The sequence below is a fragment of the Mycolicibacterium sichuanense genome (genome assembly GCF_033741125.1).
Lineage (GTDB): Bacteria > Actinomycetota > Actinomycetes > Mycobacteriales > Mycobacteriaceae > Mycobacterium.
In genome coordinates this window covers 952612-972046 of sequence record NZ_JAWQPU010000001.1, presented here as the reverse complement: position 1 = coordinate 972046, position 19435 = coordinate 952612, and the positions used below count along the sequence as shown (strand labels likewise).

Below are 19435 nucleotides of genomic sequence, written 5' to 3'. Positions count from 1 at the left end.
GATGAGGTGGTCCTCAGATCGCGGCCCAGCCGCCATCGATGGACAGGAGCGAGCCGTGGATGTTGGCGGCGGCCGAACCGGCCAGGAACACCACTGCCGCCGCGACTTCAGCGACGCTGCTCATCCGACCCGAGGGCAGTTGTGCCAGCACGGGCGCTACCGCTTCGGCGTACTCCTGACTCCGTTCGGTCGCGATCGGGCCGGGCGCCACGGTGTTGACGCGGACCCCACTAGGCCCGTACTCGGCCGCCCAGGCCCTGGTCAGCTGATGGACAGAGGCCTTGGTCGCGCCATATAGGGCCGATCCACTGGCTCCGACGAGGCCGGCGATCGAGCCGATGTTGACGACGGCGCCGTCGCCTCGTTGTGCCATCGCTGGAGCCAGCAGTCCGGTCAGCAGGAAGGGCGTAACCACACTGACCCCCAATGCAGCTTTGATCTGCTCGGCGGTGACCTCGGCCGTGGGCGCCGGGTCGATCAGCGTCGCGACGTTGTTGACCAGGATGTCCATTCGACCCCCGACGGACTCGGTGGCCGAAGCTGCCAGCTCGGCGATGCCGTCGGGACCGGCGGAGAAGTCCACCTGAATGTAGGTTGCTCGCCCTCCGTCTGATTCGATCTGCGCAACGACCTCCTTCCCACGCGCCCGAGTACGGCCGGTGACGACGACGTGCGCGCCGGCGGCGGCCAGGGCGGTGGCGATTCCGGCGCCGAGCCCGGACGTAGATCCGGTCACCAGCGCGGTGCGGCCGGTCAGGGTGTCATCGGTCATCATCGTGTTCCCTTCTGTCGGTACACGTCGGCGATCGCCGACGCGAAGTGTTGCGGTGCCTCCTGGGGCACGTTGTGGCCGATGCCGTCGAGCACGCGGTGCTCGTGCCAGCCCGTGTAGCGGCCCCGGTAGGTGGCGCCGTCCTTGGCCGCGCCATCGAAGTCGCTGGCGATGGTGACGGTCGGCGCCGTGATCGCGGGTTTGGCTGCCAGCCGTCGTTCGTCGGCGTCGTAACGGGTTTCGCCAGCTGCGAGACTCTGACGCCAGCGGTAGTTGTGCACGACGATGTCGACGTGGTCGGGATTGACGAAGGATGCCGCGGACTGGTCGTAGGTGTGGTCAGCGAAATGCCAGTCGGGAGAGGCCAGCTGCCAGATCAGCTTGTTGAACTCACGGGTGTTGCGGCGATACCCCTCTTCGCCGCGTGGGGTGGCGAAGTAGTACTGGTACCACCATCCGCGCTCGGCGGCCGGAGCCAACGGTTCGAGATTGGCGGCCAGGTCGACGATGAGGTATCCGCTGACCGCAACCAGGCCCGAGCAACGTTGCGGCCAAAGTGCGGCGACTACGTTGGCAGTCCGGCCGCCCCAGTCGTACCCACCCAGGATCGCAGTCGGGATTCGCAGAGCATCCATCAGATTCACCACATCGTGTCCAAGGGCGGCCTGTTGACCGTTGCGAACGGTGTCGGCCGACCGGAAGCGCGTCGACCCGAACCCGCGCAGATGCGGGACGATGACTCGAAACCCGTTGTCGACCAATATCGCTGCCACATCAGCGTAGCTGCGGATGTCATACGGCCACCCGTGCAGAAGGATGACGGGCGGACCATCTGGTGATCCGGTGTCGACGTAGCCGACATTGAGTTCGCCCGCATCCACGTGTCTGATGGGTCCAAGGTCGTGCGTCGGCGCGGCCGGGGGCTTCGTGGTGGCCGGCGCCGAGGTGGGTGCACAGGCGGCCAGGGTGGCGATACCCGCCCCCACAGCCGCCAACTGGCCGAAAGATCGTCTATTCAAACCATTCACAGCGATTGCTCCTGCCGAATCATGTCAGCGGCGCGTTCACCGATGACCACGCATGGCGCCATCGTGTTACCGGTCGTGACGCGCGGCATGATCGACCCGTCGGCAATTCGCAAGCCGTCGATGCCGTAGACCTTGAGACGCGCGTCCACCACCGACATCGCGTCGCGGCCCATCTTGGCGGTGCATGTCTGGTGCCAGTAGCTCGACGCGGCGTCACGAACGAACCGCTCGAGCTCGACGCCTCGGAGGCTGCCCGGCATGACCTCGCGTTTCGTGAAGGGCCGCAGCGGTTCCGAGTTGCCGATCTCGCGGCACAGTTCGACGGCGGCGACGGCAGCTTTGACGTCGTCGGGATCGGAGAGCATGTTGGCGTGAATGTCGACCGGGTCGAGCGGATACGCCGAGCGCAACCGGATGTGCCCCCGGCTGTGTGGACGAACCACTCCGGCGAAGAGCGTCCAACCGTGCTCGGGGAGCCCGAAGCGGGCGATGTTCTCGGCGCTGGACTTGGGCACCTCGGCCTGGCAGGTCTGCAGATCCGGCGCGTCCAGGTCGGTGCGACTGGTGGCGAAGTACGTGACCTCCGAGGCGTTGTTGCGCGGCGCCAACGGTTCGCGGTGCTCCCAGACACAATCGAAGCCAGGATGGTCCTGCAGGTTCTGGCCCACACCGGGTAGGTGTTCCTTCAGGGTGATGCCGAGGCGGTGCAGCTCTTCTCGCGGCCCAATACCCGAGTGCATCAACACTTTCGGTGTGTTGACGGCACCGAGGGATAGAATCACTTCGGTGTCTGCGGCGATCCGCCGGGTCGAACCGGCCTGGAACAGTTCGACGCCGGCGGCGCGGTTGCCGTCGATGGTGATCCTGGTGACCAGCGTGTCGGTGATGACGTCGATGTTGGGACGTCCCAGGACCGGTCGGACGTAGGAGTCGAACACCGACTGGCGGCGCCCTGCCCGTGCGCGGATGTCGGTGACGGCGACGCCGGCGCGGTGCTCCATCATCCGTCCGTTCTGGTTTTCGAATACCGGGATGCCGGCTGCGTGAGCGGCCGCTACCGTGGCGGGCGCCAACGGGCTGGGATCGGGAGCGGGCTCGACGTAGACGAGACCACCGATGCCGCGGTAGTCGGGATCGGGCGCTCCGTGGAAGTCCTCGATGCGGCGGTAGATGTCGAGCACTGCCTCGTAGCCCCAGGCCGCGTCGCCGGATTCGAAGGCGAAGTGGTCCCAGTCGTCCTGGTGGCCACGGGCCCAGACCATCAGGTTGATGCTGGAGCCACCGCCGAGCACCCTGCCCATCGACAACGGCACCGAACGGCCGTTTACATCGGCACTGGGCACCGCAGTGAATCCCCAGTCCCGTTCGGTGCCCAGGTTGAGCGGCCACTGTTCGGCAGCGGCAACGCTCGGCACCTGGTCGCTACTGCCCGCCTCTACCAGAAGCACTGATGCAGAGGGATTTTCGGCGAGCCGCCGAGCGACCACCGAGCCGGAACTTCCAGACCCACAGACGATGAAGTCGTAGTGCGGCCGGAGGGAGTCGATCGCGTTCATGGGTCCCATCAGACGCCCGCGTTGTCATCAAGTCCAACGATCATTATTGATGATTGTCATCTATGAATTCGATACCGTTGAGGTATGGAACTGCGCCAGCTCGATCACTTCGTTGCCGTTGCCGACGAACTGAACTTCACCCGCGCCGCTGCCCGCGTCCACGTCGTGCAATCGGCGCTGTCGACCTCGATCGCAAAACTGGAACGCGAGCTCGGCACCGCCCTCTTCGATCGGACGCGGCAGCAGATCACGCTGACACCGGCGGGCCTACGGTTCCGCGTCCATGCCCAAGAGGTCCGGCGCAGTGTTCGCAGGGCCGCTGGCTCGGTCGATGAATTTCGCGGAACACTTTCCGGCACAGTTGAATTCGGATCACTGATCTCGTTCGGCCCAATGGACGTCGCCGGCGCCCTCGGGGACTTTCACCGCCTGCACCCATACGTGCGCCTGCGACTTCGGCTAAGCCAGTCCGGTGCATCAGCCTACCTAGCGGCGCTCATCGAAGGCGCGTTGGATCTGGCGTTGGTATCGGTACCCGACCGCTTCCCACCGCAACTCGACATGCGGTTGCTGTTCGAAGAGCCGATGGTGTTCGTCTGCTGTCGGGATCACACCATGGCGAAGCGAAAGATCGTGAGCATCGCCGACCTCGCCGACGAAGAGCTCGTCGGCTTCCCACCCGGGTTCGGGCTGCGACGCCTCGTCGACGACGCGTTGCGCACCGTGGGCGCCGACCCCCACACGCGCTACGAAGTACCTGCGGGATTCGCGGCGATCGCCGAACTCGTCGGCAACGGATTGGGCACCGCCTTCATGCCCGTATCGGAGGCGCGAAGGTTTCCCGACCTGCCGTCGGTGAAGCTGAGCGATCCGGTGACATGGCAAGTGTTCCTCGCGTCGCCACCGGCAGCCCGGATGGCACCAGCGACCGCCGCATTGGCTGACCTACTGCTGGATGCGGCGGTGCGGGCCCGGGGACGATGACCACGTGTCTGCAAGTCTTCGCGGAGCGGCATCAACACACGGACTGCGCTGAAGCAACACGAGATAACAGCCGATTGAGTTCGAGCAAGGACGCCAATGTGTCCGATAAGGGGATAAGGGGATTCGAACCCCTGCGTGTCGTGCCGTTATGCCCTGCGACCTGCGCTCAGGCCGACAGGCGACGGCAGACACCGGCACTCGCGAGCAGGGGAAACCCCTTGGCGCGATGACGCCGTCATCAAAGGAGAGTCATGACACAGCACATCTGTCCACGGTGCGGACACGAGGATTCCTGCGGGTACGGCACCTGGCCCGATCGTCACCCCGCCCTGGCGACGATCGGCGCGCTGTTCACGCTGACGTTCATGGGCATGATGTTCAGCGTCTACCCCATCGCCGCGACCGCCATGACCGCACTGGGAGCGATCGGGTGGCGTCTGCGGGCTGCGGGCCGGGACAAACAGCGGCGTGCAGCTCTCGCCGCCCGCGCCGACTACGAGCACGCGCGGCTGATGGCCCGCTCGACGCCGCAGCCGATCCGCCTCCTCCAGCCGGCGCCCGCCCATCCGCCGGCGGCGCCAGCGCGGATGGAGCAGCGCACCACGCCGCTGCAGTACCGGTGAGACGACTACTCGCCACGGCCGCCCTAGCCGTCGCCGCGATCGGCGCTCCTGGCTCTGGATACCCTGACTGACCAAGAGCGCGCGATGCTCGATCTCGAGGCACAGTGGTGGCAGACCGCCGGCGGCAAGGAACGCGCCATCCGAGAGCAGTTCGGGATGACACCGATCCGCTATTACCAACGGCTCCAACAGTTGCTGGCGACCGAAGCCGCTGTGGCCTCTCAAAGTTCATGTCCACAGTCGGCTTGCTGACCTGCACCGACGTCGACGTTCCTAGTCGGTGTCCACCCCAGGATTTCTCACATTCGTGTCCACAGCACCAACGCCGTGAATGCAAGCCAGGAGGCCGTCATCCGAACGGCCCGAGCAGAGGGCTTTGAGTTGTCACAGGGACGCGATGACGGGAATCGGAAGGCTAGTGCCGAGAAACAAACGTGATCGGCCACAGTCCCGGGTTGATTCGAATTTGTCGACGTCGGCTTGATCGCTTCGAGCTGGTTCGAACCGGTTACCTCGTAGGAAGGGACTGATGGGTGCGGGGCTCCTGTGAGGGGTAGTCGGTGTATCCGTGCGGGCCTGGGGTGTAGTACGTGGTGTGGTCGGGGGCTGCTAGCGGTGCGCCCGCGCCGAATCGCTGGGGGAGGTCGGGGTTGGAGATGAAGGCTTGACCGAAGGCCACCAGATCGGCGGTGCCGCTCGCGATTAGATGGTTGCCCCGCGCTTGAGTCATGTCGACGTTGACCATCAGGGTGCCAGGGTTCGTGGTTCGGAAGTGGGTGAACATGCCATCGCCGCCGAGTTCACGAAGCGGGGTGGCGGTGAGGTCGGCCATGGGGCCCATCAGCAGCCAGTGTGAGATTGGGTAGTCGTTCATCCGGTCGGCGACGTGTTCGGCTGTCGCGAGAGTGTCAGCGGTTGATTGGAATTGGCCAGATTCGGCCCAGGCGGGTCCAGCCTTGACGCCGACGCGGCCGATGTCGACGTGGGTGCCGACGGCGTCGAGGATGTCGAACAGTATTCGTGCGCGGTTGGCGATGCTGCCGCCGTAGGCGTCGGTGCGATTATTGGTGGCCGGGTTGAGGAACTGACTGATGAGGTAGGAGTAGCCGGCCTGCAGTTGGACGCCGTCGAAGCCAGCACGGATGGCGTTGGCTGCTGCGGTAGCGAAATCGTCGATGGTGTTGGCGATGTCGCGCTTGGTCATGGCGCGGGGCGTGGTGGTTGGTTTGCTTCCCGTGGGCGTAGGGGCGCGCATGTCGGGATTGATCGCCGCGGGGGCAAGCGTTGGGGCGCCGTTGAAGAAGTCGGGGTGTGAGATCGAACCGGCGTGCCAAAGCTGAGCGAAGATGACGCCGCCGCGTTGGTGCACCGCGTCGGTCACCGCCGACCAGGCACGCACTTGCTGATCGGTGAAAAGCCCTGGCACGTCCCGCCATCCGACGGCATTCCGGCTGACCCAGATGCCCTCGGTGACGATGAGCCCAGCCGACGCGCGTTGCGCGTAGTACTCGGCATGCAACTCAGTTGGGACGAAGTCGGGGTTGGTCGCACGGCACCGCGTCAAGGGCGCCATCACCACCCGGTTGGCCAAGTCGAGGTCTCCCATTCGGTAGGGCGTCAGAAGTGGTTGGCCGGAGTTCACCGCTGTGGTCATCTCACCGACGGTAGTCACGACGCGGAATTAATGCAATTATCACTGCGTTAAGGTCATCACCACCACGAGAGGATCCACCACGTGAACACCGATGCACCCTACGAGCCGAGCCCCCTAGCGCGGGAACGCGCACAAGTAGCGCTCTACGAAGCCACCGACGGAACCATGGGAGACACCCTGGAGGGCCGACCGGTGGTCATCTTGACCCACATCGGCGCCAAGTCCGGGTTGGTGCGCAAGTCCCCGTTGATGCGCATCGAGCATGACGGCAGCTACGCCGTCATCGCGTCGAACGGCGGCTCCGCCCGAGATCCGCTGTGGGCGGGCAACATCGCCGCCAACCCCGCAGTACGCATCCAGGACGGTGCGACCGTCCACGACCTGCGCGCACGCCGGGCATTCGGCGAGGAGCAAGAACAGTGGTGGCTTCGGGCGTACGAGACATTTGCGCCGTTCGCCGAATACCGCAAGGCGGCAGGCCGCGACGTGCCGCTGTACGTGCTCGAGCCGGCGTGACGTCGCCGCGGCACGGTCGCCTCGTTTACAGTCGTTTCATGAGTACGCGCCGACCGGTCAAGAGACCCGGCGGACGCACGGCAGCGGTGACCAACGCCATCCGATCGGCCGTCGAGGACCTGGTGAGCGAGAAGGGACGCGACAAGGTGACCATCCCCATGGTCGCCGAACGCTCCGGGGTCAACGCCACCACCATCTACCGCCGGTGGCCCGACGCCGGCGCGATGATCAACGACATCGCGACCTACCAGCTCGACCCGTCGCGACCCCTTCCCGACACCGGCGACCTGCGCACGGACGTCACGGCCTGGGCCACCGAGGTCATGCTGCACTACCGCAAACCGGTCAACGCAGCCCTGTTGCGGGCGGGTTCGGCGAACGCTGGTGAGGCTCAATCTGATTGCTTGCGTGGCCTGCTCGACGAGGTGACCCGTCTCGTCGAGCAGGTAGGAGACGCGGCTCCGGTGACCGCGCAGGAGGTGGTCGACGGGGTGCTCGCACCGGTGATGTATCGGATCATCTTCATCCCGTCGAGCCTCACCGACGACTACGCGGAACGGCTCACCGACAAGCTGTTCTCGTGAACGAACTGGCCAACGCGAATGCGGCTCTGAACGTTCTGGAACGCGCGGTGAGTTCCGTCGGCGACCAGCAACTCGCGAACCCCACCCCGTGCCGGGACTACGACGTCGCCGCCCTGGCCGGACACCTCGTCGACAGCCTCACCCGCATCAGCGGCGCAGCAGGGGTCGTCGTCAGTGCGCCGACTGGCGGCGCGATCAGTGGGCTCATCGACACAGGACGAAACGCCGTCGCGGGCTGGGGACGCCGGGGAATCGACGGCGATGTGCCGTTCGCCGGCCGCACGATGGCCGCTCGAGACCTCCTGGGTGTCATCGGCCTCGAATTCGTCGTCCACGGTTGGGATTTCGCCACCGCGGTCGGGGACACGCTGACAGTGCCCGACACGCTGGCCGACGACATCCTGCACCTCGGCTACCGGACGGTGACTTCGCAGAGCCGGCGGCACGCGGGATTCGACGAACCCGTCATGATCGGCCCAGACGCCAGCGCACTCGACCGACTGCTTGCCTTCACCGGCCGCAATCCCGCGGCAAGGATCCCCTTGCGCTGACGCCGCCCGTCACCTAGCGTCTGTTAATGCAACATATTTTGCATTAAAACTGTGAGCCTCCTGGCAGCCAACCCACCATCGAAAGAAGCTCAATGAGCACCACCACCCCGACCGTCGTGCTCGTCCACGGCGCGTTCGCCGACGCCTCCGGGTACGCCGGCGTCATTCTCGAACTGCAGGCCAAGGGAATCACCAGCGTCGCACCGCCAAACCCGTTGCGAGGACTCGCCTTCGACGCCGACTCCGTGCGCGCCTTCGTCGGCGCCGTCGACGGGCCCGTCGTACTGGTCGGCCATTCCTACGGCGGCGCGGTCATCACCCAGGCCGCCGTCGGTCTGGACAACGTCAAGGCCCTCGTCTATCTGGCGGCGTTCGCACTCGACGAAGGCGAGAGCGCGGGCAGCGTTCAGGCGCCGTTCGCCGAACCGCTGCTCGCCAGCAACGCCCGCCCGACCGGCTACCCGGCCGGTGCCGGCGCGGCCGAAGGCCCAGATTTGTTCATCAGCGCCGAGGGCTTCCGGGAAACCTTCTGCGCCGACGTCCCCGTCGACGTCGCCACCGTCCTAGCCGCGACGCAACGACCCGTCGCGGCAGCCACCCTGGGCGAAGCGTGCACTGGCGCGGCGTGGAAGACCGTTCCGTCGTGGTACCTGGTGTCGGCCCACGACAACGCCATCAACCCCGACGCGCAACGCGCAATGGCCGAACGCATCGGGGCCACCACGGAGACAATCGGCGGTTCGCACACCGCGTTCATCGCCCAACCGGTCGCCGCAACCGCGTTCATCCTCGAGGCCGTCGACCACGTGCGCGGTCACGACGATGTCTGACCTGCTGGCGCTGGCGATCGACGCCCATGGCGGCCTGACGCGCTGGAATCAGTTGACGGCGGTGACGGGTCACTTCGCCATCGGGGGTGCCATCTGGGGCTTCAAGGGTGTGCCCGACGTGCTGGCCGACATCACCGTCGACCTGGATCTGCGCACCGAGCGGGTCACTCTCGCTCCGGTCGGCGGCGCCGACACCCACACCGTGTTCGCCGACGGTCGTTTAGAACTGCGATCGTCGTCGGACGAGTTGGTCGAGGCGGTCGACGACCCGAAGGACGCGATGGCGCGCCTGTCCTACGACACGCCGTGGACCGCAATGGACGCCGCCTACTTCGCCAGTGAAGCCTGGTGGACCTACCTGACGGCACCATTCCTATTCACCTACCCCGGGTTTCACACCGAAGAGGTGGAACCTTTCATCGAAGCCGGCGTCAGCTACCGGACACTGAAAGTCGCCTTCCCCGACGGCGTCGACAGCCACACGGCAGAACAGTTCTTCCACTTCCACGACACCGGCCTGCTGTTCCGGCACACCTACACCGTCGACATCCTCGACGGCGCCACCGGCGCGAACTACCCGACTGAGTGGAAGACCATCGACGGCATCGCCGTGCCCATGGCCCGGCGCATCTACGGCTACGACGACGATGGGCAGAAGATCGCCGAACCCGTCCTGGTGTCTCTCGACATCGGCGAGCTTCGATTTCAGTAACAGCCCCCCGAACGGAACACGCGCAGATGAACGAGAACGAAGAGAACAAGGCACTAGTCGTCGAGGCGTTCGACACCCTGTTCAACCAACGTGACTACATGGCCGCCGAAGCCTTTTGGTCCCCGGACTACGTTCAGCACAGTGCGCACATAGGCCCAGGCCGCGACGGGCTGTTCGACCTCATCAAATCCGCCCCCAGCACCCTTCGATACGAACAGCAACTCGTCGTCGCCGACGGGGGCTTCGTCTTCCTGCATGGCAGATTCTCCGGCCGCGGGGACCAACCCAACTGGATCGCTGCCGACATCGTGCGCATCGACGGTGGCTTGCTGGCCGAACACTGGGACGTGTTGCAGGACGAAGCCACCCAGGCCCAGTCCATGAGCGGGCTACCCATGTTCGGCGACGCCTTTCCTAGAGTCGGGGGTCCTTCGTGAACCACCCCCGACGACACGTTCGCCGCACGTTTCGGACTGCCCGACTCTGCAGTCGCCGTCGGGGCCCGCCAGTTCACCTACGACGTGTCCCCGGACTTCGTGGCACACGCCAGACACTGCGCAGTCACTCGGTGAAATCACCCCAAAACAATTGGGCTCACAACGGATTACGACGGCGATGCCCAAACCCTGATCGCCACGTCTGGGCGCAACCGGCGGGCGAACCGGACGGACTTACGCCAGCCCTCTCCAACAGCAGCAGGAATATGGGCTCATCCTCAGCTGTCGGCCAGCCGAATTCTCACTTCCATGTCCAATTGGACATCAGGTGGACATTTCACTTGAGAATTGGACATGAAACTTGAGAAGCCACAGCCGCTCTCAGCTACGCAGCCGTGACCGTGAACCGGCTGCAGCGCATCCAGTCAGCGAATCCACAGCGATCTTGGAGACAGGCTAATATTCTGCCCTCATGAGGGGGATATCGCGATGACGCTCGACTTGAGACGGCTGGCCCCGGGGGCAATGCTGATAGCCGCTGGCCTCCTGAGCGCGGCTCCAACCGCGTCGGCTGAGCCGGGCGTATGGCCGGACTGCAACCCGCGGTCCAGTGAAGCCATGGCCGAATGCTCCATGCCGCCTGCTGGCTCTTGCGCGCAGCCCGCTGTCGACCACTACTCAGGGCTGAACGGTGGCGCGTTCGTGTGCGCGGCGTCGGGCCAATGGGCGTGGCGATCGATGAGCTACGACGAATGGAAAGCGTTGTCAGGAGCACCGAATTGACCGGACCGCTGCCCAAACCGGGCTGGTACCCAGACCCGACCGGGGCACCGCGGCAGCGGTACTGGACCGGGACGGAGTGGGCGCCGCTGGCACCGCCGGCCGCGCAGGTGCCCCCACCCCCGCCGGCACCGAAGAAGGTCATGTCGTGGGAGAAAATCATCCTGCTCCCCCTGGCCGTTGTGTTCGCCGGCCTTGCGGTCCTCTTCGCGATCGCCGGGAAGTGGGAGGCCGTGGGCGGTGTCTTGGTCCTCGGCGTGTTCGTCGCAGCCCCTGTCCTCCTGGTGCTGCTGATGGTGCGCCGGACCCGGCAGTCCCGCCAGATCCGCGCGGAGCAACGCGCATACCGCGAGGGTCTGATCGCTCGGGCTGACCAGCAGCACGGTTCGTTTATGGGCGGTGACGCTGGCGGCCCTGGGGCATTCGGCTCCGCCCCGTGGATGCAATTCCCGCCATCGAGCGATGACCGACCGACGGCATCCGGCTAGACGTGAAGGCGCTCGATCGACTGCTCCTTGTCGTAGCGATAGCAGCCTGTGCAGTGGGCCTTGTTGTCATGATCGGCAGTGCATTCGCACTGCGATCTTGGCCAGCTCTGGAGTGGGGTGACGTTAGTGGGTGGGTAAACGGTGCAGGCGCGTTGCTCGCTGCGATAGCCGCCGTCGGCATCGCAATTCTCGACAATAAAAAGCACGCCGACGAACTAAACCGCTCGGCGAGAGCTGCCGAAGATAGAGCTCGCCGCCGCGCTACACGAATAATGGTTATTGCGCTCAATGACGATACTAGACACCACTTTTCAGATAGAGACATCATATGCGAAAGCAAAATTGCTTTAAGTAATACGGGTGACGCTGACGTCTACGATGTGCAGTGGCATCGTCCCATCGTTGTGTACTACACCGATGGCAATGCTGTCGGCACTGGGTTGGGATCCATGGCCGCGACGGTGGGTCAGTCCTACAGTGGCGGCGGTTATCGCAGAATTGAGGACTTCGCCGTTCCGGTACTACCCAAATTGGGGAGCGGCGACATGTTCTTCACAGTTCGTGCTCGTCCGGCTGTCGGTTCAGGACCCAGGTATCAGTGGTCTACGTTCGCGCTTGTCTCATTCGTCGATTCTGACGGATTTCGCCTCGGCTGGACATTCGAGCGGTCGCGCATGGATCTGCCCGTTCTGGAGGACCCAACGTTGAAGGGCCGGTGGAGTGTCGTCGACGACAGCTACCCCGCAAGCGTCGATGGTGTGTGGTCAGAGCTGACTGCACTACGCGCAACCCAACGCCTGCCAGAGATCGTTACACCGGACGACGACGGATACCGTGGCTCGCAAAGCTTTGCGGAGTACCGCGGTCCGAGACCCGGAGACGGACGCTGGACGAATGAGAAGAAGCCCCAAGTTAAGACGTAGCGGGTGCGCATCCCGCCTAGCTGCGGCCTAGCATTCGACCGATGACGTCGGCGTTGTCCCGTCCGCTGGAGCGGTCCAGGTGGCCGTAGACGCCGACGGTGGTCTGAATCGACTCATGGCCGAGGTGCTGTTGCACCGCGGGTAGTGGGCGGCCGGACTGGATGAGCCACGACGCGCAGGTGTGCCGAAGGTCGTGCACGCGTGGCTTCTTCGTGAGGCCGGCGGCGCGGGCCCGCGCGACCGCGGGTGTCCAGACGTTCGGGTTGAATGAGTGGATCCGGACCGGTGCGTTGACGTCGCCGTGGCGGCCACGCCCGGAGTTGGTGAACAGCCACTCGCCCGTGTAGTCGAGGTGCTCGAGGGTGGCTGCGGCGACGTTGATGGTGCGAACTGATTTCTTCGTCTTGGGGACCCCGAGGGTGTATCCGCCGGCGCCGGTCTTCCACGCGCGGCGGATCCGGACGGTGCCGGCGACTCTGTCGACGTCGGCGGGCTTCAGCGCGGTGGCTTCCGACCAGCGGGCGCCGGAGGCGACGAGGAACTCGACGAGCGGCCGCCAGTACTCGGTGACGTGAGCGAGGAGTAGTTGGAACTCGGTGGGCTCGAGGAAGGTCATGTCTTCGCGGTCCCACCGCGGCAGCCGGTTCCCGTCGCACGGGTTGGACTTGAGGTGGCCGTCGCGGACAGCGACGTTCAGCGCGCCGGCGAGGAAGCCGTGCTTGTTGGCGACGGTCTTCCCGGACTTGCCGTCGGCGGCCATGGCGGCGATCCAGCGGGCGACGTGGTCACGGGTGAGCGCGGTCAGAGGAATGTCGCCGAGCGCGGGCCCGATGTCGTTGCGGACGTAGGACCGGTACCGCGCGAGGGTGCCTTGCTCGACGCCGGTGAGGTGGTCGATGTGCTTGAGCAGGAACTGGCGGACGGTCTGCACCTGCCCGGGGGTCTGGACAATGCGAAGGATCTCGCGCGCCTTCTCAGGGCCCACCTGGTCGATCAGGCTGCGGCAGTGCTCGGCGTCGTTCGGGTTATCCCACGACAGGCTGGTCTGCGCCGTCTGACCGGTCGTGTGGTTGAGCTCGCGGAAGTAGACGCAGAAGTAGACCGAGCCGTCCTTGCGCTGCCGCGCCTTCACCCACGCCATCAGCGGCCGTCTGTCCCGTGCTGGTGCTCCTTGCCCGCGACTCGCTCCACGCCTCGCACGATTGCCACGCCGTCCACCACCATGAAGGCGATGCCAACCGTCTCACCCGGCGACACGTCAATGGGGTGGTCGAGCGGAACCCATGGGCTTCCCATCACTGTCCCCGGTATTCGTCGAGAGGACCGACGTCGGCCGGGAAGCGCGCGATGACGTCGTCATCGCCGCCGGGCCAGCGGAGCAGTTCCTCACCGTCGGCGCGGTGCTCAAGGATCGGCGGGTTGCGAACGAATTCCTCGAACACTTCGACGGCGACACGCGCTGCCGTCGCGTAGACGTCTGCTTGGAGCCCACTGGGCCTGTGCGCTACGCCGCGGTGCCCCTCGAGATGTCGGCCGATTTCCACTCGCACCTTCTCGGTCAGTGCGTCTCGGGCGGCTGCCTCGCGCACCACGTGCTTGGCCTCAAGGATGCGGTTCGTCGCCGCGGTGACAGCGTCGGCCGCGGTCGGAATGCGTTGGTCGGCTAGACCCTTCAGCCGCTGGTATTCAGAGCGCAGCGGCTCTGGCAGCGTCTCAGCTGGATCGGGCAGTCCGCCGTACCGGGTCTGCGTGAAATATGTGGGTGCAGCGATGACTGGTTCTTCTGGCATGAGCCCATTTGAGCACGCCAAACAGACATTTTGATGACGGTGTCTTGATGACGTGGCATACTCGACTTGTGGTCAAGCCGCCTACCAGGCGTTTTCCGCCCTATGTGGGTGGAGCTAAGGGGATTCGAACCCCTGACCCCCACACTGCCAGTGTGGTGCGCTACCAACTGCGCCATAGCCCCTCGTCGTGCTGGTCGACGGTACACCAACCACTCCCGCGGTTCAAAACCACTGGTCAGGGCACCTCGCCACCGGCCTCTGGGCCCAGGGGTCGGGCCGGGGTGTGCTCGGTGGTGGTCCGCGGCCGCGTCTCGGGCGCGAAGATCCAGCCCACCGCGGCGAACAGCAGGATCACCCCGCTGATCACGAACGCCGAGCCGAACGTCAGGTGCTCGGCGATCTGCCCGACGGCCAGCGAGCCGAGGATCGCGCCGAAGTCCGACATCATCTGGAACGTCGCCACCGCGGTACCGCCACGGGCCTTGCTGCCGATGATGTCGGCCACGGCGGCCTGCTGCGGCGAGATGAACATGCCCGTCGCCGCACCGGTCACGTAGGCCGCCACCAGGAACAGCGGCAGCGAGGTGGTGAAGCCGACCAGGACCGTGGAGACCGCCGACACCGTCAGCCCGCCGATGAGCAACAGGCGTCGTCCGATGCGGTCGGACAGATGCCCGCTTGGGATCACCGCCGAGACGTTGCCGATCGCGAACGTGGCCAACGCCAGCCCCGCCATCCCCGCGCTGCGGCCGAGCACCTCGACGACGAACAACGGCACCAGCGCGATGCGCAACCCGAACGCCGACCATCCCGTCGCGAAGTTCGACAGCAGCGCGGCCCGGTACGCCTGGTTGCGCAACGCGGTCCGCACCGAGATGGCCGGCTCGCTCTGCACGTCCAGCGCCGCCAGCGACGAGTGCCGCAGCTGGACGAACACCACGGCCACCGCGATCAGCAGTGCCACGCCGTAGATCACGAACGGCGCCGAGAGCCCGAGCCCGACGGTGAGGCTGCCCAACACGGGCCCGCCCACCGACCCGACCAGGAACGCACTCGAGAACAGCCCGGCCACCCGGCCGCGGGCATCCGGCGGGGAGATCCTGATCATCAGACCGAGCGAGGACACCGTGAACATCGCCGAGCCGAGGCCACCGAGTGACCGGAACACCAGCAGCTGCCAGTAGGTCTGCGCGAACGCGCACGCCCCCGTCGACAGGGCCACGATCAGCAGGCCCGTCAGATAGATCCGGCGCTCCCCCAGCCGCTGCACCAGCACGCCGCTCACCGGCGCCGCGCACAGCCGCATCAGCGCAAAGGCCGTGATGACGAACGTCGCGGCGGCGATGCTTACCCCGAAGTTGCGGGCGTACTGCGGCAGTACCGGCGCGACCACGCCATAACCCAGCGCGATGACCGCGTTTGCGGTGACGAGGACCCAGACCTCGTTGGGCAGCTTGGGCTTCTGGGGCGCCGAACAGTCACCCTCCGCGACGGAACTCACCCTATCACTGTATTCACCAGCTCCTTGGCCGCCTGCTGGACCTCGGCCAAGTGCTCGGCCCCCTTGAACGACTCGGCGTAGATCTTGTAGACGTCCTCGGTGCCCGACGGGCGTGCGGCGAACCAGGCGTTCTCGGTCGTCACCTTCAGCCCGCCGAGCGGCGCGCCGTTGCCCGGCGCGGTCGTCAGCTTCGCGGTGATCGGCTCGCCCGCCAGTTCGGTGGCGCTGACCTGTTCCGGGGAGAGCTTGGCCAAGCGCGCCTTCTGGTCCCGGTCGGCGGGGGCGTCGATGCGCGCGTAGGTGGGGGCACCGTACTGCTCGGCGAGTTCGGCGTACCGCTGCGACGGGGACTTGCCGGTGACGGCCAGGATCTCCGAGGCCAGCAGCGCCAGGATGATGCCGTCCTTGTCGGTGGTCCACACCGACCCGTCGGTCCGCAGGAACGACGCGCCCGCGCTCTCCTCGCCTCCGAATCCGATTGTCCCGCTGATCAATCCGTCGACGAACCACTTGAACCCGACGGGTACCTCGATGAGCTTGCGGCCCAGCCCGGCCACCACCCGGTCGATGATCGAGCTGCTGACCGCCGTCTTGCCGACCGCGGTCGATCCCGGCCAGTTGGGCCGGTGCGAGTAGAGGTAGTCGATGGCCACGGCCAGGTAGTGGTTGGGGTTCATCAGCCCGGAGTCGGGGGTGACGATGCCGTGGCGGTCGGAGTCGGCGTCGTTGCCGGTGGCGATCTGGTAGTTGCCGATCTTGCCGATCAGCGACGCCATGGCGTTCGGCGAGCTGCAGTCCATCCGGATCTTGCCGTCGGTGTCCAGCGTCATGAACCGCCACGTCGCATCGACCAGCGGATTGACCACCTCGAGGTTCAGGCCGTGCCGCTCGGCGATGGCACCCCAGTAGTCGACACTGGCCCCGCCCAGCGGATCGGCACCGATGCGGATGCCCTGGGCGCGGATCGCGTGCACGTCGACGACGTTGGGCAGATCCTCGATGAAGGCGTTGAGGTAGTCGTGCCGCTGCGCCAGCTGCAGTGCCCGCGCCAGCGGAATGCGCTTCACCTCCTTGAGCCCGTCACGCAGAATCTCGTTGGCGCGCTTGGCGATCACACCCGTGGCGTCGGTGTCGGCGGGGCCACCGTTGGGCGGGTTGTACTTGAAACCGCCGTCACGCGGCGGGTTGTGCGACGGGGTGACGACGATGCCGTCGGCGAGATCATTGTCCCGGCCGCGGTTGAACGACAGGATCGCGTGGCTGACCGCCGGCGTCGGCGTGTATCGATCTGCGCCGTCGATCATCGCTTCTACGCCGTTGGCGGCGAGCACCTCCAATGCGGACGCCCAGGCCGGTTCGGACAGCGCGTGGGTATCACGGCCGATGAACAACGGACCGGTGGTGCCCTGCGCCGCGCGGTACTCCGCGATGGCCTGGGTCGTCGCCAGGATGTGCGCCTCGTTGAACGCCGCGTCGAGGCTAGACCCGCGGTGCCCCGACGTTCCGAACGCCACCTGCTGGTTCACGTCTTCGGGGTCGGGCTCCACCGAGTAATAGGCAGTGACCACCTGGGCCACGTCGATGAGGTCTTCGGGAAGAGCCGGTTGTCCGGCACGTGGGTTGGCAGCCATGGGGACGATTCTGCTCCCTCGCCGGGCGCCGCACGCGCCCGTCACCAAGAATTCAGCCAGCTAGGCCCTACAACGCCCATGCCATCGCGAATCCACCGGCGCACGCGGCGGCCGACAGCACCAGCGAACCACCGGCGTTGAGCACAGCCAGCAACCGCCGGTTCTGCTGGACCAACCGGACGGTCTCGAAGCTGGCCGTGCTGAAAGTCGTGTATCCGCCGCAGAATCCGGTGCCCGCCACGGTCTGCCACGCCGCGGCCTGACCCTGAAAGAGCACCAGTCCCGCCAAGATGCCGAGCAGTAGCGAACCCGTGACGTTGATGGCGACCGTCGCCCAGGGGAACGCCGTTCGCCAGCGCGCCTTGACCGACGAGTCGACCAGGAAGCGCGCGACGGCGCCGCAGGCACCGGCGAGCACGGTCAGCGCGGCGATCACGACCGGGCCCTGCGTCGGTGCACGCCCGCCGCGACCACGATCCCGAGCCAAGCGGTCACCACACCCCCGACGACGCTCACGACACCGTAGGCCACCGCCGTCCCGACCTGGCCGTGTCGCTGCAGCAGAACCGTCTCCAGCGCCAGCGTGCTGTAGGTGGTGAAGGCACCGCACACACCCGTGCCGGCCAGGAGCCGGACGCGTTGCCGCCAGCCCGAGTCGGTACCGAGGCGGGCCAATCCCTCCAGCAGCGCGCCGAGGACGAACGCGCCGACGAGGTTGATCAGGAACGTCGCCCAGGGCCAGCCCGCGGCGTCGTGCGGCAGCACGAGCTCGCCGACGTAGCGCAATGCCGTTCCGACTACGCCACCGAGGAAGACCCACGCCAGTGCGGACGGGTGCAGGTGCAGCGGGCGGTCGGGGCCGGCGTCGGGATCGGAGGGCAGTTCGCGATGGGAGTCCGCGGAACCTGGCTGAGTCATGGTCCTAGCTACCCACGAGTAGTACGCCGGCCCACACCAGGGCTACCACCTTGACGAGTTCCAGGGCGACGTAGGCGAAGTGGGCCCGCGACCGTCGACCTTCGTCGCCCTCGAGGACGGCGGAGGTCCGACCCGCGAGTAGGGGGCGAATCACGATGGTCTGGGTGAGAAGTGCGCCTACCGCGACGCAGATCGCGACGTTCACCGCTGCAGACGTCTCATGGGTGAAGAGTGCGAACGCGATCACGACGGCGAACACGTACTCGAAGACGTTGAGGGCTCGAAAGACCAGTCGACCGATGCCTAGGCCGATCTTCACGGTGACACCCGGTGCGCGAAACTTCAGCGGTGCCTCGACGAAGGAGATCGCGAGCACCATGCCGAGCCAGACGAACGCGGCGGCCGCCGCAATCCGGATGCTGGTGTCCACCGCGGCAGCCTACGGCAGCAATGGCATCGTGGAGGAGTGACGGACACGATCTACGCCGACGTCTCCGAGTGGCAGGTTCCCGTCGACGACCGCTATCCGCACCGGGTGCTGTGCATCCGATCCAACGACGGCGATCACCGCGACCAGAACTGGGACGCCAATCATGGGTGGTGCAAGCGTCGTTGCGACGAGGGGGCATTGGACTTCTTCATCGTCTACTTCGTGTGGCGGCAGAACTGGCACGAGACGGTCGATACGCTGATCGCCATGGTGGGCGACCCGCACCCCCGGATGGCGGTGATGATCGACGTCGAGAGCTGGGGAACGCAGATCGCGGGCAACCAGTCCGACGGGATCAACCGCGCCTACTGGGCGATCGCCGACTGGCTCGGCGACCGGCGCCGGGTGATCGGCTACGGCAACGTCGACGACCTGAACCGGCTCTGGCCGGTCAAACCGGCGGGCTTGCGCGTGGTGGTCGCGGCCTACGGGCACAACCCCGCCTACCCCGGCAAGGTCGCCCATCAGTACACCGACGGCTCCGGGTACGGCAATGGATACGGAGCCGGGGCCACCCTGCCCGACGGTACTCCACCGTTCGGGCCATGCGACATGAACTCGGCCGACGGACTGGCGCCCGCCGAGTTCGCTGCGGCGTGCGGAATCCAGACCGCCTCGGCCGCAGCCATTCTCGCGTCTCGCAACGTGCGGAAGGGGTCGCGGTGAG

The 19435-nt window shown here is 66.1% G+C and carries 23 protein-coding genes and 1 tRNA gene; 12 read left to right on the top strand and 12 right to left on the bottom strand.

The features are described from left to right. Positions 1-13 precede the first annotated feature (13 nt). Genes SBI80_RS04750 through SBI80_RS04740 form a run of 3 tightly spaced genes read right to left on the bottom strand, consistent with a single transcriptional unit; the run spans position 14 to position 3356 of the window. A complete protein-coding gene (locus tag SBI80_RS04750) occupies positions 14-772 on the bottom strand; it encodes an SDR family NAD(P)-dependent oxidoreductase (RefSeq protein ID WP_413232629.1) in 759 nt (252 codons plus the stop codon). Next, complete coding sequence (locus SBI80_RS04745) at positions 772-1800, bottom strand: alpha/beta fold hydrolase (protein ID WP_413232628.1); 1029 nt, start codon at positions 1798-1800, stop codon at positions 772-774. Before SBI80_RS04745 ends, SBI80_RS04750 begins: the two co-directional genes overlap by 1 nt. Continuing rightward, positions 1797-3356: a GMC family oxidoreductase gene (locus SBI80_RS04740; protein WP_318973246.1), complete on the bottom strand. Its 1560-nt coding sequence runs from the start codon at positions 3354-3356 to the stop codon at positions 1797-1799. Before SBI80_RS04740 ends, SBI80_RS04745 begins: the two co-directional genes overlap by 4 nt. An 84-nt stretch (positions 3357-3440) precedes the next feature. On the opposite strand from SBI80_RS04740, the gene SBI80_RS04735 reads away from it, so the two are divergent. The 3 genes from SBI80_RS04735 (at position 3441) to SBI80_RS04725 (ending at position 5215) form a co-directional block, all read left to right on the top strand. Further along, positions 3441-4340 (top strand): LysR family transcriptional regulator, encoded by a 900-nt coding sequence (locus tag SBI80_RS04735; protein ID WP_318973245.1) that lies wholly within the window; start codon positions 3441-3443, stop codon positions 4338-4340. A gap of 251 nt (positions 4341-4591) precedes the next feature. Then, positions 4592-4963, top strand: coding sequence for a hypothetical protein (locus tag SBI80_RS04730; protein WP_318973244.1), 372 nt, complete (start codon positions 4592-4594; stop codon positions 4961-4963). A gap of 48 nt (positions 4964-5011) precedes the next feature. After that, positions 5012-5215, top strand: a complete 204-nt coding sequence (locus tag SBI80_RS04725) for a DUF3263 domain-containing protein (protein WP_318973684.1) — start codon at positions 5012-5014, stop codon at positions 5213-5215. A gap of 256 nt (positions 5216-5471) precedes the next feature. Here the strand turns inward: SBI80_RS04725 and SBI80_RS04720 are convergent, their stop codons facing one another. Beyond that, positions 5472-6617, bottom strand: a complete 1146-nt coding sequence (locus SBI80_RS04720) for an alkene reductase (protein ID WP_318973243.1) — start codon at positions 6615-6617, stop codon at positions 5472-5474. Between the two features lie 81 nt (positions 6618-6698). Here SBI80_RS04720 and SBI80_RS04715 point away from each other — a divergent pair, with 81 nt between their 5' ends. From SBI80_RS04715 to SBI80_RS04680, 8 genes are all read left to right on the top strand, one after another. After that, positions 6699-7133 (top strand): nitroreductase family deazaflavin-dependent oxidoreductase, encoded by a 435-nt coding sequence (locus SBI80_RS04715; protein WP_318973242.1) that lies wholly within the window; start codon positions 6699-6701, stop codon positions 7131-7133. A gap of 38 nt (positions 7134-7171) precedes the next feature. After that, positions 7172-7717, top strand: coding sequence for a TetR/AcrR family transcriptional regulator (locus tag SBI80_RS04710; protein WP_318973241.1), 546 nt, complete (start codon positions 7172-7174; stop codon positions 7715-7717). Next, on the top strand, positions 7714-8268 hold the full coding sequence (locus SBI80_RS04705; protein ID WP_318973240.1) for a TIGR03086 family metal-binding protein: 555 nt from the start codon (positions 7714-7716) through the stop codon (positions 8266-8268). Before SBI80_RS04710 ends, SBI80_RS04705 begins: the two co-directional genes overlap by 4 nt. A 92-nt stretch (positions 8269-8360) precedes the next feature. After that, entirely contained in the window at positions 8361-9098 is a 738-nt protein-coding gene (locus SBI80_RS04700) for an alpha/beta fold hydrolase (protein WP_318973239.1), read from the top strand. After that, entirely contained in the window at positions 9091-9810 is a 720-nt protein-coding gene (locus SBI80_RS04695; RefSeq protein ID WP_318973238.1) for a hypothetical protein, read from the top strand. Before SBI80_RS04700 ends, SBI80_RS04695 begins: the two co-directional genes overlap by 8 nt. Before the next feature lie 26 nt (positions 9811-9836). Beyond that, positions 9837-10247: a nuclear transport factor 2 family protein gene (locus tag SBI80_RS04690; protein ID WP_318973237.1), complete on the top strand. Its 411-nt coding sequence runs from the start codon at positions 9837-9839 to the stop codon at positions 10245-10247. A gap of 779 nt (positions 10248-11026) precedes the next feature. Continuing rightward, complete coding sequence (locus tag SBI80_RS04685; RefSeq protein WP_318973236.1) at positions 11027-11515, top strand: DUF2510 domain-containing protein; 489 nt, start codon at positions 11027-11029, stop codon at positions 11513-11515. Between the two features lie 2 nt (positions 11516-11517). Further along, positions 11518-12438 carry a hypothetical protein gene (locus SBI80_RS04680; RefSeq protein ID WP_318973235.1) on the top strand — a complete coding sequence of 307 codons (921 nt, stop codon included), beginning with the start codon at positions 11518-11520 and terminating at the stop codon, positions 12436-12438. Positions 12439-12454: 16 nt separating this feature from the next. Here SBI80_RS04680 and SBI80_RS04675 read toward each other — a convergent pair whose 3' ends face one another. The 8 genes from SBI80_RS04675 to SBI80_RS04640 all read right to left on the bottom strand — a co-directional run bounded on the left by SBI80_RS04675 (position 12455) and on the right by SBI80_RS04640 (position 18708). Next, the gene (locus SBI80_RS04675) at positions 12455-13579 is read right to left on the bottom strand and encodes a tyrosine-type recombinase/integrase (RefSeq protein ID WP_318973234.1); all 1125 of its coding nucleotides are present in this window, start codon (positions 13577-13579) and stop codon (positions 12455-12457) included. Between the two features lie 154 nt (positions 13580-13733). Next, entirely contained in the window at positions 13734-14228 is a 495-nt protein-coding gene (locus SBI80_RS04670) for a hypothetical protein (protein ID WP_318973233.1), read from the bottom strand. A 109-nt stretch (positions 14229-14337) separates the two neighbouring features. Beyond that, positions 14338-14410: transfer RNA gene (locus SBI80_RS04665), tRNA-Ala, on the bottom strand. A 53-nt stretch (positions 14411-14463) separates the two neighbouring features. Further along, the gene (locus SBI80_RS04660; RefSeq protein WP_318973232.1) at positions 14464-15729 is read right to left on the bottom strand and encodes an MFS transporter; all 1266 of its coding nucleotides are present in this window, start codon (positions 15727-15729) and stop codon (positions 14464-14466) included. Further along, entirely contained in the window at positions 15726-17360 is a 1635-nt protein-coding gene (pgm, locus tag SBI80_RS04655; protein ID WP_318973231.1) for a phosphoglucomutase (alpha-D-glucose-1,6-bisphosphate-dependent), read from the bottom strand. The genes SBI80_RS04660 and pgm overlap by 4 nt, the downstream gene beginning before the upstream one ends. A gap of 67 nt (positions 17361-17427) precedes the next feature. Then, positions 17428-17796, bottom strand: coding sequence for a fluoride efflux transporter CrcB (gene crcB / locus SBI80_RS04650; RefSeq protein ID WP_318973230.1), 369 nt, complete (start codon positions 17794-17796; stop codon positions 17428-17430). Then, complete coding sequence (crcB, locus tag SBI80_RS04645; protein ID WP_318973229.1) at positions 17793-18278, bottom strand: fluoride efflux transporter CrcB; 486 nt, start codon at positions 18276-18278, stop codon at positions 17793-17795. Before crcB (SBI80_RS04645) ends, crcB (SBI80_RS04650) begins: the two co-directional genes overlap by 4 nt. Positions 18279-18282: 4 nt before the next feature. Then, on the bottom strand, positions 18283-18708 hold the full coding sequence (locus tag SBI80_RS04640; RefSeq protein WP_413232627.1) for a hypothetical protein: 426 nt from the start codon (positions 18706-18708) through the stop codon (positions 18283-18285). Positions 18709-18744: 36 nt separating this feature from the next. On the opposite strand from SBI80_RS04640, the gene SBI80_RS04635 reads away from it, so the two are divergent. Next, positions 18745-19434 carry a hypothetical protein gene (locus tag SBI80_RS04635; RefSeq protein ID WP_318973228.1) on the top strand — a complete coding sequence of 230 codons (690 nt, stop codon included), beginning with the start codon at positions 18745-18747 and terminating at the stop codon, positions 19432-19434. Position 19435 lies beyond the last annotated feature (1 nt).

Excerpts from the sequence above, each read along its gene's own strand:
- SBI80_RS04750 (WP_413232629.1), bottom strand. The coding sequence starts at position 772 with ATGACCGATGACACCCTGACCGGCCGCACCGCGCTGGTGACCGGATCT.
- SBI80_RS04740 (WP_318973246.1), bottom strand. The coding sequence starts at position 3,356 with ATGAACGCGATCGACTCCCTCCGGCCGCACTACGACTTCATCGTCTGT.
- SBI80_RS04735 (WP_318973245.1), top strand. The coding sequence starts at position 3,441 with ATGGAACTGCGCCAGCTCGATCACTTCGTTGCCGTTGCCGACGAACTG.
- SBI80_RS04730 (WP_318973244.1), top strand. The coding sequence starts at position 4,592 with ATGACACAGCACATCTGTCCACGGTGCGGACACGAGGATTCCTGCGGG.
- SBI80_RS04720 (WP_318973243.1), bottom strand. The coding sequence starts at position 6,617 with ATGACCACAGCGGTGAACTCCGGCCAACCACTTCTGACGCCCTACCGA.
- SBI80_RS04710 (WP_318973241.1), top strand. The coding sequence starts at position 7,172 with ATGAGTACGCGCCGACCGGTCAAGAGACCCGGCGGACGCACGGCAGCG.
- SBI80_RS04700 (WP_318973239.1), top strand. The coding sequence starts at position 8,361 with ATGAGCACCACCACCCCGACCGTCGTGCTCGTCCACGGCGCGTTCGCC.
- SBI80_RS04695 (WP_318973238.1), top strand. The coding sequence starts at position 9,091 with ATGTCTGACCTGCTGGCGCTGGCGATCGACGCCCATGGCGGCCTGACG.
- SBI80_RS04690 (WP_318973237.1), top strand. The coding sequence starts at position 9,837 with ATGAACGAGAACGAAGAGAACAAGGCACTAGTCGTCGAGGCGTTCGAC.
- SBI80_RS04675 (WP_318973234.1), bottom strand. The coding sequence starts at position 13,579 with ATGGCGTGGGTGAAGGCGCGGCAGCGCAAGGACGGCTCGGTCTACTTC.
- SBI80_RS04670 (WP_318973233.1), bottom strand. The coding sequence starts at position 14,228 with ATGCCAGAAGAACCAGTCATCGCTGCACCCACATATTTCACGCAGACC.
- pgm (WP_318973231.1), bottom strand. The coding sequence starts at position 17,360 with ATGGCTGCCAACCCACGTGCCGGACAACCGGCTCTTCCCGAAGACCTC.
- crcB (WP_318973229.1), bottom strand. The coding sequence starts at position 18,278 with ATGACTCAGCCAGGTTCCGCGGACTCCCATCGCGAACTGCCCTCCGAT.